Origin of the sequence: Bacillus sp. JAS24-2, from assembly GCF_008274905.1 — a bacterium.
Classification (GTDB): domain Bacteria; phylum Bacillota; class Bacilli; order Bacillales; family Bacillaceae_G; genus Bacillus_A; species Bacillus_A cereus.
The window spans coordinates 825837-843335 of record NZ_CP031068.1; the positions used below are offsets into that span (position 1 = coordinate 825837).

Sequence of the window (17499 nt, forward strand, 5' to 3'; positions counted from 1 at the left end):
AGAATATTCTAACCTTTTTCTTCCTTTTTTTCAAAGTAAAATAAGTAAGCATAAGGAGGGGAAACAATGGGATTTTGGAGTATGCATCGAAATATAAAAATTAGAATTATAACATCGTTTTTAACACGTACTGTGTCTACGATGATTTTTCCATTTATGGCGATTTATTTTTCCATAAAGTTAGGTAGTGCGATTGCTGGTGCGTTACTACTTATTAATGTCATAGCTTCATTAGTAATTGGTTTATACGGTGGATATGTTGGAGACCGGCTTGGGCGTAAAAAGGTTATGATTATCGGTCAAAGTATACAAGTCATTTCCATTGCTTGTATGGGAGTTGCGAATTCGGATTACGTTGACTCACCGTGGTTAACATTTGTGTTTATGTTAGTGAATAGTTTAGGATCGGGACTTATGAATCCTGCGACAGAAGCGATGTTAATTGATGTGAGTACACCTGAAAATCGAAAAGTGATGTACAGCATTAATTACTGGGCTATTAATTTATCGATTGCGATTGGAGCGATATTTGGAGGATTACTATTTGAAAACTATAGACTACAATTGTTTATCGTATTAACGCTTGTTGCCATTATGACTTTATATGTGATGGCTGTGTATATGGAAGAAGTGTATGTAGCACGAAAAACGATGGAGAAGAAAAATGTATTAAAAGATATGGCAGATAGTTATAAAGTCGTGATGAAAGATAAAGCATTTTTAATTTTTTGTGCAGCGAGTATATGTACATTATCGTTAGAGTTTCAAATTAATAATTATTTAGGGGTACGTTTGCAGAAGGAATTTGAAACGGTGCACTTTTTATTCGGGAATGGTTTTACGTTTGATTTAACAGGTATTCGCATGCTGAGCTGGATTTCTGCAGAGAATACAATTTTAGTTGTGTTATGTTCAGCACTTCTTATTAAAATGCTGAAAAGCTTCAACGATTTGAAAATCTTATATGTAGGCTTATTTATTTACACGATTGGATTTACAATACTCGGAACGAGCAATAGCTTATGGATTTTATTAATTGCAGGGCTTTTCCAAACAGTAGGCGAGATGATGTATGTGCCAGTGCGTCAATCTATTATGGCAGATATGGTGCCAAATGAGGCAAGAGGTTCTTATATGGCGATTAACGGAATGGTCTTTCAAGTGGCAAAAATGAACGGGGCATTAGGTGTTATGCTAGGTTCATTTATTGCATCTTGGGGTATGAGTGCTCTGTACTTTATCGTTGGTATGAGCAGTATTTTATTATTTATGAAGGCGATAGGGAAAGAGAAGTATGAGGGGGAGGTTTCTCAGATTGGATAAAACGATATGAAAAGCGATGCTAGAAATCGCTTTTCATATGGCTTTTAAAACGGATCAACTTCAGCTAAATCAGGATTGCTATTTGGGTTTGTTAATAAGACTTTCAGCTCACCTACTTCAGAGAGCGCAACGAGGATATAACCACTAATAAGGACGACGAGTCCGATGACCCTTAATGTTTGCAGTGTGATATCACGGCTATTGTTTTCGGAGTTGTCTTGGGGCGTTGAAGGTGGATTGTTATTCATAAATAGGGCTCCCATCTTTTGTATTTATATATGTGCGAAATCATTATTTAACTTATGGATAGGAATTATATAGTCATTTTCACTATATGAGAACTGCCTATGAAAAGTGATAAGGAATTTTTGGGCGAGAAAAGAGGGGAATCCAAAAGATTATTAAAACTGAACTTTTGGATTCCCCTCTTTTTATTTATCTTGCTATTTGTGGTGGTCGGATTTCCTGTAAACGACCAGTTGGTGAGGGCTAATGAATCAGTGGGGGGATGAATAAAACCCCACTGATTCATTATTTTCATGTAAATAAAAGGAGGTTAGTTAACCAAAGTAGTTATCCTAATATACGCAACGATTCTTCAATAAACGCTGGGATGTCCTCTGGCTGTCTACTTGTTACTAGCTGATTTTGACATACGACAACCTCTTTGTCATGAAAGTTCCCGCCGGCATTTTTTAAATCGACTTCAATAGATTTATATCCAGTTACATCACGTCCTTCAAGTGTTTGTGCAGTGATGAGTAGCTGAGGTCCGTGACAAATAGCGAAAACAGGTTTTTCCGCATCCATAAATGCTTTACTAAAGCGAACAAAACGTTCATCTGCACGAAGTATATCTGGAGAAAATCCACCCGGTATGAAGAGGGCATCAAAGTTCTCTGGAGAAACATCGTCAATACTTTTATCAATCACGACTTCACTTTTCCCTTGCTTACCGTGTACCGTTTTCCCTTTTTCCATTTCAATAGTTGTGAATTCATATCCCTTTTGTTTAAAAGCTTCTACTGGCTCTGTGTATTCTGTATCCTCGAAATAATCCGTTATTAAAATAGCAATTTTTTTACTCATTCTAATCCGCTCCTTATATTATATTATCGGCTCCAGAATCTTCCTTGGGCAATGCCTTCTATAAATGATTCAATTGAAGCATTTGTTAAGTTGTAAACTCCTGCTCCATCCAGTTTAATCTTACTATGGTCCAAAGCATGAGGATTACTAAGGACATGAGCTATCGGTTTAAAATGTTTAAAAGTAGTTTCTGCAAATTCTAAAACAGGGGGTTGAATGACAGACTCACTACTAAACACTAATACTGCATCAAAAAGGAAGGAGTCTGTTGTTGTATAAGTATCAGTTACTTTAATGGAATCATTGAACTGATAAATTTTATTATCTATGATACTATAGTTAATTCGGTGTTGTACAAAAGCTTGAATCCATTCGGACAGAAGTGAGACGCTTGGGTCACCATTTAATAGAATTGCAACATTTTTGGAATCAGATTTAAAAATAGTATTGGATATACTTAGTGCAGGTGATTTTGCATCTGAATTTACTTCGTGATTTTCCTTAGGTAAAGGAGCTCCAATAATGTTAGCGACTTCTTGTGCTAATTGACGATCGACGTGGTTTAAGAGAGCAATTACATTTGCCTTCACCATGTCTGATTTACACTTCCCAACTTCAAAGCAAAAAGCTTCTTTTATGTGCTGCTTTTCAATAGGGCTCATACTATTGTAGAAAAGTTTAGCCTGAGAATAAAAGTTAAGAAAGCTTTTACTGCGACCTCTAATTTTATGCCCATCAATCTTTTCTTGATAATGTTCATATCCTCCTTGTTCGGCTTGGACGGTTGCAGGTTGATTGTTATTTAATCCATTAGGATGATAGCTTGTTTGACCGCGATGAATCTGCATTTGATGCATACCATCACGTTGATTATTATGAAAAGGACATACGGGTTGATTGATAGGGATTTGATGGAAATTAGGGCCCCCTAAACGAGATAATTGTGTATCTGTATAGGAGAATAATCTTCCTTGCAGAAGAGGGTCATTTGAAAAATCAATACCTGGTACGACATGACCAGGGTGAAAAGCTACCTGCTCTGTTTCAGCAAAGAAGTTATCAACATTTTTGTTCAGTGTCATTTTACCAACTAATTTTACGGGAACTTCTTCTTCTGGCCATAATTTCGTTGGATCTAAAATATCAAAATCAAATTTATGTTCATCTTCTTCTGGAATTAGCTGTAATCCAAGCTCCCATTCAGGATAATCCCCTTTTTCAATTGCTTCGTATAAATCTTGACGATGAAAATCAGGATTTTTCCCGGCAATCTTTTGAGCTTCATCCCATACTAATGAATGAACCCCGAGGGTAGGTTTCCAGTGAAACTTTACGAAATGGGCTTTTCCTTCTGCGTTAATGAGTCGAAATGTGTGAACTCCAAAACCTTCCATCATTCGTAAACTACGCGGAATAGCTCGGTCGCTCATTTGCCACATGACCATATGAGTGGACTCAGGATTATGCGCAACAAAGTCCCAAAAGGTATCATGAGCGCTAGCTCCTTGAGGAATATCATTATGTGGTTCTGGTTTAACTGCATGGACAAAATCAGGAAATTTAATAGCATCTTGGATAAAGAATACTGGCATATTATTACCCACTAAATCATAGTTTCCTTCATCTGTATAAAATTTTGTGGCGAATCCGCGTACATCTCTTACTGTGTCATTGGATCCTTTAGAACCTTGAACGGTTGAGAACCGTACAAATACAGGTGTTTTCTTTGAAGGATTAGTAAGAAAATCTGCTTTCGTATATGTTTCTAAAGATTCATAAAGCTGAAAATAACCATGAGCGCCAACCCCGCGTGCATGAACAATCCTTTCGGGAATTCGTTCGTGATCAAAATGGGTCATTTTCTCGCGAAAGTGGAAATCCTCCATTAAGGTTGGGCCTCTTAAGCCCATCTTTAAAGAAAATTCATCTTCAGCTATTTTTACCCCTTGATTTGTTGTTAAAGCATGTTTGCATTGATTGTCAGTAACGTGGTGCTTCAATTGTTCCGTTTTTTTATTCACAATATAGGCCCCTCCTTTACTCTGTTAATTAATAGATACCCTTTTTATTAGGTCGTAAACATGTATTATCGTTTTTGTATGTAAAAATCATAAAATATCGGTTGTTTCAGTGATTCTTGTTTGAGGAAGCAAAATAAAAAAGCCAAGGATAATTTATTTTCTCCTTGGCTTTTAAGATATTTCTTTTCGTTAAAACGAAGAAACGCGTTGCTTCGTTTTTGGTACAATAATAAATTTAATCCAGAGTAACCCGACAATCATAATGATAAGGCTATGTAAAAATTGACCTGTAGCAATGAGTATAACACTCGAAAATACAATGAGTTGAATGGTTAGCAATATAAAGGTTAAGCGAAGAAATTGCTTCATTCTTTCTTCAGTACTAATCGGATATAATGCTACAATAATATTTCCCGAAAAATATTTCCACAGTGAACGGAGCTGCATAGAAATCATATATAGGACGATATAAGTGATAGCGCCTTTTACGTATATATTTGGTATGAAATATAATGCGAAAGCACCGATTAATCCTAAGCGAATATATATACCGAAATAATCATTCCCACGTAAAAATGCGAGTGTATGTAAATAGAAGAAAGTTGCTCGTTTTTTATGTAATAAAGGTTCAATCCAATTTGTAAGCCATTTTCTTTTATTTACTTGTTTATTCAGTTGTGGAACATCTGTGAAAATGCTAGCAAATTGATAAAAACGAACGTTCATTTTTTCTTCTTGCTCGATTATGTAATCCCACGGTATTCGTTTTGTAGGCTGTTTTTTCGTATATAGAAGTAGGAAAGCAAGTAGTAAGAGTAGTCCGCCCAATATGAGAACATTTGCGGAATAAAACAGCATGTAAATGATTAGGGCGTTACAAGTAATACGAATGATCAGCCATATATTTTTTTCGTGACTATCACGCCACATCCAATGTATGTACATGTTCCAGGCTTTCGTAATCATTAACACGATAAAGATTGTACATAAAAAAGGTACAGTTAATTGTAATGATTGCATAGCAAGTGGTACGAGAATAAGGAATGTAAATAATAATGGGAAAAGCTGCATGATGTAATTGTATAGAAGAGATTTTTTGAAATAGGATGTTAGTTTCTCTTCTAATGCAAGCAAATAGACAGCATCAGGTTTTTGAATAAATGTACGGATAGGGCATCTCGTTATAATGAACGTAAGTACAATCGTTATAATTATTAAAGATATTCCTTTAGAAGGAGATGCTTTTAGAAACTGAGCATAATAATATGCACCAACGCATGAAATAAAGATAAAGCTATATAGTAAACCGTTAATCATACGTGCAAAGTATGTAATGATATTTTGAATATGTTGTTGGAAGCGACTGCTCCATAGCGATTCGATTGACATGTTTTTCACCTCTTTGTTCTATTATATATGTTTTACAAAAGAAAAAACGAGCAAATTGCGTTATGCAACTTGCCCGTTTTTCTTTTCGTTATTTTTTTTCTGATCACGATTCATTAATGGATAGAAAGCAAATCCAATTACAAATAAACCAATTCCGAGAAGGAACGTTTTTATATCGGATGCGCCGGTTTTAATAACCCACAGTGCGTAGCAAAGTGCGATAACTGCGACTATGCCATCTGTAATTCTTGCCCGCATTTCATTTTTATATGTTTCACCAGTTGTGACTAGTTTTAACTGGAAGATTGGTGAAACGAGATATGGAATGAGGTAGGCCAGTGTCGATACGGTAATAACGAATGTATAAGCTTCCGCAATGGTTCCTGATAATGTTGAGAATAGGAACACTTGCGACATAATGTTTGTTAATCGTAATGAGTAAATTGGACTTCCTTTTTTATTTGTTTTCGTGAAGAAGGAAGGGAAGAAACCTTCTTTTGCTGCTTGATAAGGTACTTCTGAGCTTAATAAAATCCAGCCTAAGATAGAACCGAACAGGGAAGTAAGAGCAAGTAATGCCATCAGTTTCCCGCCGCCATGACCCATTGCAGCATTTAGTGCATCTGCTAATGGACGTTCAGAAGCTTGTAATTTATCAACGTGAAGTACACCCATTGTTAAAATTGTAATTCCTAAGTAAATCGCAACTGTAATAAGTAATCCCGCAACTGTTGCACGTTTTACCGTTTTTGGAGAAACAGCACGGTTTGATAAAAGAACGGCTGATTCAATTCCGATAAACGCCCAAAGCGTTGTAAGAGCAGCTAAATTTACTTGTGAAAGAAGACCGTGTGATGCACCTGATTTATCAATCATCGGTGTGTACCATTGTCCAAACTTAGAAGCTTCGAATGCAAATAACGTAACGACGATGAATAAAAGGAATCCAGTTACTTTCGTTGTTGTTGCTAAGAAGTTTAGTTTTCCAGCTCCGCTTACACCGTTTGTTAATATAATATGAGTTCCCCAAAGTAAGATGGAACAAATCGTAAATGTAATTAGTTTTCCGACTTCTACGTTAAACGAGCCGATTGAAAATAGTAGTCGCGTATCTTTCATAATGGGGAAGAAGAGTGATAAATATCCCGCAAATGATGTAATGATGGCAACGTTACTTGCCCAGTTTGCAACCCAATATCCCCATACCATACTGAAGCCAGCCATTTTTTTCTTTTTTGGTGTTGAGAATAAAGCATATGCATGACTTTGTGGTCCTGTCGTTAAATCAGGACGACGAATTGCTAAATTACCGAAAACAAGAGCTAGCATTAAAACACCAAACCCTGTAGTTAACCAAGCTAAAGTGACACCGAGTGGGCTTGCTGTTTGTGCCAACGTACTTGGCACCATGAAAATACCAGCGCCAACCATGTTACCGACAACGAAAGCTGTTAGTACCCAAAAGCCCCATTTTTTTTGTTGCATAGAAAAATACCTCCAAAGTTAGTATAACCAAGTCAAGCGAGGAGATATGTATGTCTTCCTGAGTCAGGAAGAGAAGTCCCAAACAAAACAAAAAAAGCACGTAATCTGCCGCTACATGCTTTCTATCTTATAAGAAACCCACGACATACCTCTCGATAGCTCTCCACAAACGAAACGTTTGTGACAGTTCTGCACTTATTAAATGCAGACCCAGCAAGCGTGCATGGTGGACACGACTTACTTCGGCAACCATTCCTTTCTCATTCCTTCATCAATGCCACTACATCTCCTGAAATGATACTCTTAATGATTGCAACCTCTACCTCACCGAGATACGAATGAGGATTTAAATATTAAATTAACGTCTTTAAGAGTAACAAATGAATTTTTATACGTCAATGGATATAGTAATAATCAGATTATAGAGAAGAGTTTGTGATTAAAAGTAAGAGGGATTGTTATGTGATATTTGAATTTTCGTAATATAATACATGTTATTAGCGCTAGATGATTGAAAAGGGGATGAAGTAAATGTCTGTATGTCATAAACATTCAGTAATAGGTGTGCTAGATTCGGGTGTTGGGGGATTAACAGTTGCGAGCGAAATTATAAGACAATTGCCTAAAGAAAGCATTTATTATATTGGTGATAATAAGCGTTGTCCGTATGGGCCAAGAAGTGTAGAGGAGGTGCAATCTTTCGTATTTGAAATGGTTGAGTTCCTCAAACAGTTTCCATTAAAAGCGCTAGTCGTAGCATGTAATACTGCTGCAGCTGCTGCATTGAATGCGCTGCAAGAAGCACTTTCCATTCCAGTTATTGGCGTTATACATCCAGGAGCAAGAGCGGCAATTAAAGTTACAAAGAAAGGGGAAATCGGGGTAATTGGAACTGTAGGTACGATAAAATCTAATATGTATGAAAAAGCATTACACGAGCTGGATACATATTTGGAAGTGCATAGCTATGCTTGCCCGACTTTAGCCACAGTTGTAGAAAATCAATTAGAAGATACAGCATATGTCACGCAGCAAGTGAAACAAGCTTTACTTCCATTAACGAAAGAAGATATAGATACGTTAATTCTTGGATGTACGCATTATCCACTTTTAGAGTCCTATATAAAAAAGGAACTAGGAGAAGACATAACGATTATTAGTTCTGCAGAAGAAACAGCGATAGAGTTAAGTACCATTTTACAGCACAAAGGAATTTTGTCTGACAATCTGAATCCGAAGCATCGCTTTTTTACAACGGGATCTGTTTTATCATTTGAACATATCGCTGAGCGATGGCTAGGGTATCAAATTTCTGTAGAATGTGTACATTTGCCTATGAAAAATGCGTGTATACATAATTAAGATTTAGTAAATTACTTTTTTTAATAAATGAGGTTCGTTTCATAAGAAGGAAAGAATAAGCTTTTAATTGAAGTGTTTAAGGGCAGTTCAATTAAAGGGGAGATTGGATTATGGAATTATTAAGATCTCAATTATTTGCTTTAGAGTATATTTCAAAATATGCAGAGAACGAAAAACGTGGGGCTAAAGCAACGATTAATCATATACTTAAAATGTCTAATATTACAGATGAAATATTTGAAGAAGCTGTCGCTAATTTAAAATCTCATGCAAGGATTGCTTTACACTTTCATCCAGACAGACTAGATTCGAATATGAAAAGTGTTGCTGAAGCACTGTTTGAGGCAAGGAGTATATAAAAGTCAGTTTGAAACATTGCTATCTAATGGAAGCGTATCTGCTTACCCTGGTGGTGAACGTGACCTTTGGGAAAAGAGAATATTTGGAGGAGCATATCAATTAGAAGGCGTAACAAATGATCAACGGCCAAAATATGGAGCGCTAAATTTAATGTTACATCCAGATGGGCCGGCTCCGCGTTTTGGTTCATGTTATTTTCTCTTATCTCCAAAAGTTTCTTCGCGCTCTACATATACGTATTTAGATTCGCATCAAGATCCGAAAGAAAAGGGGACTTATGAGGAGTTTGATATGATTTTAGCTGCTCTTTTGGAAGAGACATTTGTAAGAGATTTTGCAATTGGTGAAGGAAATTTGACTCCAACAATATTAATTAATCATTTACTGGCTAACCTGAAAAGGCCGTTTATAGATTTAGTAAGCAAAGAGCCAGCCCGTAATCTTAATCATTATATCGAAGCGCAAATTCATGGAGAGATTTCTCTTAAAGAAGACGTAGAGGTGCTTGTTGCAGATCCTTCATTTAAGGGTACGGATGTAGGAAGAGTTTTAGAAGAAATTTGCCTGAAGTATGCGATTGATTTGTATTGGCACATCGGTTTTGTACTTGCGGTAGACGAAGTTCCGATGGATTTTAGAGGTTCAAAAATGCCATCTTTAGCAAGGCGCATTGCACGGAATCATTGCATCGATGCAAATATAATTGGCTCTGCTGTAGTGGATTTGAAACGCAATCCATTATCTTGGAGTGATCGTGGAACTTATGAAGAAGTGCTTCAGGAATTAAAATTATTATGGCATGTTTTAGTTCGATTTGGAAAACCAAATCGGAAGTAGAACGAAATACTCCGTTTTTCGGAAGTATTTATATAGAAAAGAAGCTGATCTAAAAATAGATCAGCTTCTTTTTATAAGATTAAACTAAGTTTAATACAGTTACTTTTTCACGTGTCATAGACTCAAGGCTCTTACGAATACCTTGTGCGCCCATACCTGAACCTTTTACACCGATGAATGGGAAGTGGTCAGGGCCGCGCTCTGTGCGTCCGTTAATTTGTACAGAACCAGTTTCGATTTTGTTAGCAATTGCAAATGCTTTGTTAATGTCTTTAGTGAAGACACTTGCTTGCAGACCGAACTCTGATTTGTTAGCAATTTCAATTGCTTGTTCATCTGAAGAAACACGGATGATTGGAAGGATTGGGCCGAATGGCTCTTCCCAAGCAACTTTCATCTCTTCTGTTACGTGATCGATTAATGTTGGGTAAATTAAGTTACGCTCACGTTTGTTACCGATAACGATTGTAGCACCTTTTTCTACAGCGTCGTCAACTAAACCTTGAACGAAGTCAGCAGACTTGTCGTCAATTAATGGAACGATTGTGCTGTCTTGTTCTGGAGATCCAACTGATAGTTCAGCTACTTGCGCTTTTAATAAGCTAACAAGCTCGTCCGCTACGTTTTCGTGTACAAGTACACGTTTAATAGCTGTACAACGTTGACCAGAGTAAGAGAATGCACCGCTTACGATATGGTTTGCAGCATCTTGTAAGTCAGCATCTTCACGAACGATACCAGGATCTTTACCACCAAGTTCTAATACAAGTGGAATCATTGAAGCTTTTTTCGCTAAATGTTTACCTGTGTTTGTACCACCTGTGAACGATACCATATTGATGCCTTCGTGCTCTACTAAGTAGTCACCAATTACAGAACCGCGTCCTGTAGCTACGTTTACAAGACCTTTTGGAAGGCCAGCTTTGTGAAGTGCTTCAACCATTTTAATACCACTAATTGCACCTTGAGTTGCTGGTTTGAAAATAACAGCGTTACCCATAATTAATGCTGGTGCAAGTTTTGCAGCAGATAAGTTTACTGGGTAGTTAAATGGTGCGATTGCTAATACAACACCAAGTGGTGCGCGTTGGATAATCGCAAGTTTAGATTTTGTACCGCCCGGGAAGCTATCGCCCATCATGCTTTCTCCGTGCATATGTAAAGCTTCTTCGATCGTGTAACGAATGAAGTCAGCTGTACGAACAACTTCTTTCTTCGCATCTTTATATCCTTTACCGACTTCTTTCATAATGATATCGGCAATTTCATCCTGCATATTTACGAGCTCATCAGCCCATTTATATAAGTATTTTGCGCGATCTTGTAGGGAAGCTTCAGCCCATGATTTTTGAGCTTCTTTTGCAGATGCAATTGCTTCATCCACTTCTCCGCGAGTAATTGCTTGTACTTGTCCAATTACTTCGTGTAAGTATGGAGATGGAATTTCGATTGTTTCTCCTGAAGAGCTTTCTCTCCATTCTCCGTTTAAATAAAATTTGTACGTATTGCTAGTTGTCATGATTAGTCCTCCTAAAATAGCAACTTGTAAGAGTGAGTATAAGGTGATTGTAGGGGGTTTGATAACATTTTTCAAATGAAATGTTTGTGAAAACGATTTCTTATTCTTTTTTTATTTTGTATGCCCTTTCTTACAGAACATTCCCTTATTTCAAAATGGTGTATCATATATTTTTATTTGAAGTGTGAAAAAATAATTGACAGAATACTCAATAAAGTTGTAAGATTATAAATGGAAAATAAATGAAGGGGGTGTGCGTAATGATTGTAATCGTAAATGTAATGGGCTTAGCTCTGTTAAATGGCAGAAAACATTCATATCATTACGCAACCCGTACGGATATATAGGGCATCTTTGTGTTATAAAAAGCGTACGTTGCGTATATCGTAACGTACGCTTTTTATGCATTCCTGTGCATATCGTCAAGCGGCGGTATGCTTTTTTTTGTTTATTTTCCCTTGTTTAGTTCCGATAAAAAACTTTGGAAGGTGGAAAAATGTGATGAGATTGTATGGGTTACGAAATGTAAATGTGATGGGTCTGGATAGTGGATAAAGAAATGAGAGGTAAACGAGAACGAGAAGGGAGAGGTTACATTGTTATCAGTATTACTAAAGTTAAAATGGTTTTTTAGGGAGCACTGGAAGAGATATAGTATTGCCATTGGAGCTCTTTTAATTGTGAATATAGTTGAAGTTATTCCCCCGAAAGTGTTAGGGGTTACGATAGATAATATAAAAACAGGAACGTTATCGAACGAAGCAATTATGCAATCTATTCTTATTTTAATAGGGGTTACAATCGTTGGGTATGGTCTTACTTTCGTATGGCAACATCAATTGTTTGGAGGTGCATTTGTACTTGAGAAAACGATGCGCTCTAAATTTATGGGGCATTTACTTAAGATGACGCCGACTTTTTATCAAAAAAATCGTACTGGCGACTTAATGGCGAGGGCAACGAATGATTTAAAAGCAATCGCTATGACAGCTGGTTTTGGTATATTAACGCTTGTGGATTCTAGTTTATACATGCTTACGATCGTTTTTATGATGGGATTTACAATTAGTTGGGAGCTTACATTTGCAGCGCTTATTCCGCTTCCAATTATGGCGTATGCGATGAATATATATGGAAAGAAATTGCATGAAAGATTTACCGTTGCGCAAGATGCGTTTGGTGATATGAACGATAAAGTGCTTGAATCAATCGCTGGTGTGCGTGTTATTCGTGCATACGTACAAGAGAATGCAGACGAGGAAAGATTTCATCACTTAGGAGATGACGTCTACGAAAAAAATATGAAAGTAGCGAGAATTGACGCATTATTCCAACCAACTGTGAAAATGCTTGTTGGCCTTAGTTATTTAATCGGTTTAGTGTACGGGGCATATCTTGTATTTCAATCAAAGGTAACACTTGGTGAACTTGTTTCATTTAACGTGTATTTAGGGATGATGATTTGGCCGATGTTTGCAATTGGTGAATTAATTAATGTTATGCAAAGAGGAAATGCTTCGCTTGACCGTGTGAATGAAACGTTAGCGTATGAGCCAGATGTAAAGAATCCGAAACATCCAAAGCTTGTACAAGAGCCGGATTATATTCAGTTTGATGATGTTACCTTTTCATATCCTTCATCAACTGAAGAAAATTTAAAAAAGGTTTCTTTCACATTAAAGCAAGGAGAAACGCTAGGGGTTGTCGGAAAAACAGGAAGCGGGAAAACGACGCTTGTACGTCAGCTTCTTCGTCAATATCCACTTGGAGATGGAGATATTGCAGTTTCTGATGTGACATTAGATAAAATGACGAATGAAAATGTACTCGGCTGGATTGGTTATGTACCGCAGGAGCATATTTTGTTCTCAAAAACAGCGCGAGAAAATATTTTATTCGGAAATAGGGAAGCGACTGAAGAAGAACTAGAGAAAGCAATTGAAATTGCTGCGTTTAAAAAGGATTTAGAGTTTTTACCAGAAGGGTTAGAAACGCTCGTTGGAGAGAAAGGTGTTTCTTTATCAGGAGGGCAAAAACAAAGGATCTCGATTGCAAGAGCTGTTATTCAAAATCCAGAAATTTTAATTTTGGATGATTCTTTATCAGCTGTAGATGCTCGTACGGAAGCAGCGATCATTGAAAATATAAGAACGGAAAGAAGCGGAAAGACGACGATTATTACGACGCATCGTTTATCTGCAGTGCAACATGCGGATTGGATTCTCGTTATGGATGAAGGCGCAGTTATAGAAGAAGGTACGCATGCTCAGCTTATCCAGAGCGGAGGCTGGTATGCTGAACAGTTTGAAAGACAACAAGGTGAAAGTGAAAGTGCGGATAGTGGGGTGAAAATATGAGCGTTTCAAAACGATTGTTTCAATACGCGATGAAAGTGAAAGGGACGATTTTTGCTGCGATGTTAATGTTATTTATTTTCGTCATCGCAGAGCTTGCTGGTCCTTTCGTCGCTAAAACGATGATTGACGATCATATCGTCGGGATAGAGAAACCTTGGTATGAAACAGTACAGAGTGAAGATGCTGTTTCGTATAATGGGGCTTTTTATAAGCGAAGTGATCGCTTTGCACAAGGCGAGACAAAAGGTAAAGAAGTACGCGTGATGCAAGTCGGTTTTCAATATTATTTTGTGCCGAATAAAGTAAATGTGGAAGGGTCACGTACTGTAAAAGGGGATATGATTACCGTTCAAAATGGTAAGGCGGTGCAAGTGTATAAAGCGAAAGCATTAACGAAAGAAGAAGTGTTTGCGTTTTATAAACCAGAAATAAACCGTCTATTATTACTTGGTGGCGGCTATTTTGCTTTATTAGTAGTCGTTTCATTATTTGCATACGGAAAGCAATTTTTCTTACAGAAGGCAGCGAACAAAATTATTCAAATTATGAGGGAAGATGTCTTTTCTCATATTCAAACGTTGCCAATTCGTTATTTCGATCATTTACCAGCAGGGAAAATTGTGTCGCGTGTAACGAATGATACGGAAGCCATTCGTGATCTATACGTAACGGTACTTGCGACATTCGTTTCAAGTATCATCTATATTATTGGGATATTCGCTGCGCTATTTTTACTTGATGTAAAATTGGCGACGTTATGTTTACTCATTATCCCGATTTTAATCGTTTGGGCAATTCTTTATAGAAAGTACGCGTCTGTATACAATCATAAAATGCGTTCGCGTTTATCTGATATTAACGGAACAGTAAATGAATCCATTCAAGGGATGCCAATTATTCAAGCGTTCCGTCAAGAGCGTGAAACGAAAAAAGAGTTTGAAGAATTAAATGGCGATTATTTTAAGTATCAAAATAAAATTTTGAATTTAAATGCAGCAACTTCTCATAATTTAGTATCCGTATTAAGAAATATCGCTTTCACAGGTGTGATTTGGTATTTCGGTGGAGCTTCATTAAGTGCTACAGGCGTCATTTCTCTAGGGATACTGTATGCGTTCGTTGATTATTTAACACGATTGTTCTCACCGATTACAAATATGGTGAATCAGCTTGCTAACTTAGAACAATCGCGTGTTGCATCAGAGCGTGTTTTTGAATTGTTAGAGGAAAAAGGAGAAGCAGTAGAAGAAGAGCGTATGCCTCGCTTACAAGGAAATGTGAAGTTTGATAATGTATCGTTTTCTTATAATGGGAAAGATGAAGTGCTAAAAAATATTTCTTTTGAAGCGAAACAAGGCGAGACCGTGGCACTTGTCGGTCATACTGGATCAGGAAAAAGTTCTATTATGAACGTACTCTTTCAGTTTTACGAGTTTGAAAAAGGAAAGCTTACGATTGATGGTCATGATGTAAAAGAGATGCCGAAACAAGCAACTCGTGAACATATGGGAATTGTACTGCAAGATCCGTTTTTATTTAGCGGAACAGTAGCATCTAATGTAAGTTTAGAAAATGAAAAAATTTCAAAAGAGCGCATCGTAAAAGCATTGCGTGATGTTGGTGCTGAAAGATTTGCGAACAATATAAATGAAGAAATTACGGAGAAAGGAAGTACTCTTTCAACCGGAGAACGTCAGCTTATATCGTTTGCTAGGGCGCTCGCTTTTGACCCAGCCATTTTAATTTTAGATGAAGCGACATCTAGTATCGATACAGAAACAGAGGCGATGATTCAACAAGCGCTAGAAGTTGTGAAAAAAGGAAGAACGACATTTATTATCGCTCACCGACTTTCAACAATTAAAAGCGCAGATCAAATTATTGTGCTTGATAGAGGAACCATTTTAGAAAAAGGGTCTCATGATGAGCTAATGAAAAAGCGCGGGCGTTATTACGATATGTACAAAACGCAAATGGAAGGGAACCAGAGCGCTTAATAGGTAAGGTGGAGAACTTGTGATTTTCACAAGTTCTTTTTTTAGTGAATCAGGGCAGTTAAATAAGAAGTATTATTTTACCTTTCCTACAATTAATGCTATATTAAAAAATGTTACTTATTTTTTGTGGGTAGCGTTATTTTTCCCTTTTGTTTGATTATGAAGAAAAAGGATAAACTAAATAAGAACATTTTCATTGAAAAATTGTTCAAGATTGCATACAATCAATATAGTTTTTAAATTCCTATCAGAATACTTGGAGGATTACTATCATGAAGAAATTATTTTCAGTGCTTGCAGTAACTACATTAGCGATCGGGATTGTAGCCGGCTGCGGTAAAGAAGAGAAAAAAGATACAGCTAGTCAAGACGCGTTACAAAAGATAAAACAAAGCGGTGAACTTGTAATTGGAACAGAAGGTACATACGCACCGTTCACATTCCATGATTCAAGCAATAAATTAACTGGATTTGACGTTGAACTATCAGAAGAAGTTGCAAAACGTTTAGGTGTAAAACCTGTATTTAAAGAAACACAATGGGATAGCTTACTTGCTGGTTTAGATGCAAAACGTTTCGATATGGTTGCAAACGAAGTTGGTATTCGTGAAGACCGTCAAAAGAAATATGATTTCTCTAAACCGTACGTTTCATCTTCAGCGGCATTAGTTATTGCAAAAGATAAAGATAAGCCTGCTACATTTGCTGATGTAAAAGGTTTAAAAGGAGCACAATCTTTAACGAGTAACTATGCAGATATTGCTAAGAAAAACGGTGCGGAAATTATTGGTGTAGAAGGATTTAGCCAAGCGGCAGAATTATTAGCTTCAGGACGCGTTGATTTTACAATTAATGATAAGTTATCAGTATTAAATTATTTAGAAACGAAAAAAGATGCAAAAATTAAAATTGTAGATACTGAAAAAGAAGCTTCAGAAAGTGGATTCTTATTCCGTAAAGGTAGCACTAAGCTTGTACAAGAAGTAGATAAAGCGTTAGAAGATATGAAAAAAGACGGTACGTATGACAAAATAACGAAAAAATGGTTCGGTGAAAATGTATCTAAGTAGTGCATTAGTTTCAGATCGATTGTCTACTTGGATAGATATTATGCAGACTTCCTTCATGCCTATGCTGAAGGAAGCTGTTTTTACAACAATTCCATTAACGCTTATTACATTTATTATCGGGATTATACTTGCGACGTTAACAGCGCTCGCACGTATTTCTGGTAGTCGTATTTTACAATGGATTGCTCGTATCTATGTATCTATCATTCGCGGAACGCCACTTCTTGTACAATTATTTATTATTTTCTATGGACTTCCAACTCTTAATATTGAAGTTGAGCCATATACAGCAGCAGTTGTTGGATTTTCATTAAATGTCGGTGCATATGCATCTGAAATTATTCGTGCTTCTATCCTTTCCATTCCGAAAGGGCAGTGGGAAGCAGCTTATACAATTGGGATGACATATCCACAAGCATTAAAACGTGTTATTTTACCACAAGCAACGCGCGTATCAATCCCGCCGCTTTCGAATACATTTATTAGCTTAGTGAAGGATACTTCGTTAGCATCGTTAATTTTAGTAACAGAAATGTTCCGAAAAGCGCAGGAAATTGCGGCGATGAACTACGAGTTTTTAATTGTTTATTTTGAAGCAGGTCTTATTTATTGGGTTATTTGTTTCTTATTATCAATCGTACAACAGATGTTAGAAAAGCGTTCAGAACGCTACACATTAAAATAATCCTT

General features: G+C 36.8%; 13 protein-coding genes, 1 pseudogene and 1 riboswitch. Of the genes and pseudogenes, 8 read left to right on the forward strand and 6 right to left on the reverse strand.

The genetic code is table 11. The features are described 5' to 3' along the window. Positions 1 to 66: 66 nt before the first annotated feature. Positions 67 to 1323 carry an MDR family MFS transporter gene (locus tag DN407_RS04360; RefSeq protein WP_069605434.1) on the forward strand — a complete coding sequence of 419 codons (1257 nt, stop codon included), beginning with the start codon at positions 67 to 69 and terminating at the stop codon, positions 1321 to 1323. A 44-nt stretch (positions 1324 to 1367) separates the two neighbouring features. Here DN407_RS04360 and DN407_RS04365 read toward each other — a convergent pair whose 3' ends face one another. Next, positions 1368 to 1571 carry a hypothetical protein gene (locus tag DN407_RS04365; protein WP_001063872.1) on the reverse strand — a complete coding sequence of 68 codons (204 nt, stop codon included), beginning with the start codon at positions 1569 to 1571 and terminating at the stop codon, positions 1368 to 1370. Between the two features lie 99 nt (positions 1572 to 1670). Here DN407_RS04365 and DN407_RS31495 point away from each other — a divergent pair, with 99 nt between their 5' ends. After that, positions 1671 to 1835: a hypothetical protein gene (locus DN407_RS31495; protein WP_163115714.1), complete on the forward strand. Its 165-nt coding sequence runs from the start codon at positions 1671 to 1673 to the stop codon at positions 1833 to 1835. 61 nt (positions 1836 to 1896) lie between these two features. Here DN407_RS31495 and DN407_RS04370 read toward each other — a convergent pair whose 3' ends face one another. The 4 genes from DN407_RS04370 to DN407_RS04385 form a co-directional block, all read right to left on the reverse strand. Then, positions 1897 to 2412 (reverse strand): type 1 glutamine amidotransferase domain-containing protein, encoded by a 516-nt coding sequence (locus DN407_RS04370; protein WP_000037532.1) that lies wholly within the window; start codon positions 2410 to 2412, stop codon positions 1897 to 1899. A 23-nt stretch (positions 2413 to 2435) separates the two neighbouring features. Then, a complete protein-coding gene (locus DN407_RS04375) occupies positions 2436 to 4433 on the reverse strand; it encodes a catalase (protein ID WP_098508817.1) in 1998 nt (665 codons plus the stop codon). 189 nt (positions 4434 to 4622) lie between these two features. After that, a complete protein-coding gene (locus DN407_RS04380; RefSeq protein WP_098508819.1) occupies positions 4623 to 5822 on the reverse strand; it encodes an ABC transporter permease in 1200 nt (399 codons plus the stop codon). A gap of 60 nt (positions 5823 to 5882) precedes the next feature. Next, a complete protein-coding gene (locus DN407_RS04385) occupies positions 5883 to 7307 on the reverse strand; it encodes an amino acid permease (RefSeq protein WP_098508820.1) in 1425 nt (474 codons plus the stop codon). Positions 7308 to 7455: 148 nt separating this feature from the next. Continuing rightward, positions 7456 to 7637: riboswitch (Lysine riboswitch) on the reverse strand. 201 nt (positions 7638 to 7838) lie between these two features. On the opposite strand from DN407_RS04385, the gene racE reads away from it, so the two are divergent. Together racE and DN407_RS04395 are read left to right on the forward strand one after the other, a co-directional pair. After that, a complete protein-coding gene (gene racE, locus DN407_RS04390; protein WP_000109669.1) occupies positions 7839 to 8669 on the forward strand; it encodes a glutamate racemase in 831 nt (276 codons plus the stop codon). 110 nt (positions 8670 to 8779) lie between these two features. Beyond that, positions 8780 to 9866: pseudogene (locus DN407_RS04395) on the forward strand (DUF3626 domain-containing protein). A 79-nt stretch (positions 9867 to 9945) separates the two neighbouring features. On the opposite strand, the gene gapN reads toward DN407_RS04395, so the two are convergent. Then, positions 9946 to 11385, reverse strand: coding sequence for an NADP-dependent glyceraldehyde-3-phosphate dehydrogenase (gapN, locus tag DN407_RS04400; protein ID WP_000213634.1), 1440 nt, complete (start codon positions 11383 to 11385; stop codon positions 9946 to 9948). Between the two features lie 596 nt (positions 11386 to 11981). On the opposite strand from gapN, the gene DN407_RS04415 reads away from it, so the two are divergent. The 4 genes from DN407_RS04415 (at position 11982) to DN407_RS04435 (ending at position 17494) form a co-directional block, all read left to right on the forward strand. Beyond that, positions 11982 to 13742 (forward strand): ABC transporter ATP-binding protein, encoded by a 1761-nt coding sequence (locus DN407_RS04415; RefSeq protein ID WP_061654726.1) that lies wholly within the window; start codon positions 11982 to 11984, stop codon positions 13740 to 13742. Further along, positions 13739 to 15739, forward strand: coding sequence for an ABC transporter ATP-binding protein (locus DN407_RS04420; RefSeq protein WP_098430585.1), 2001 nt, complete (start codon positions 13739 to 13741; stop codon positions 15737 to 15739). Before DN407_RS04415 ends, DN407_RS04420 begins: the two co-directional genes overlap by 4 nt. Positions 15740 to 16011: 272 nt before the next feature. Beyond that, positions 16012 to 16809 (forward strand): amino acid ABC transporter substrate-binding protein, encoded by a 798-nt coding sequence (locus tag DN407_RS04430; protein WP_000732836.1) that lies wholly within the window; start codon positions 16012 to 16014, stop codon positions 16807 to 16809. Further along, the gene (locus DN407_RS04435; RefSeq protein WP_000281499.1) at positions 16796 to 17494 is read left to right on the forward strand and encodes an amino acid ABC transporter permease; all 699 of its coding nucleotides are present in this window, start codon (positions 16796 to 16798) and stop codon (positions 17492 to 17494) included. Before DN407_RS04430 ends, DN407_RS04435 begins: the two co-directional genes overlap by 14 nt. The last annotated feature ends 5 nt before the right edge of the window (positions 17495 to 17499 follow it).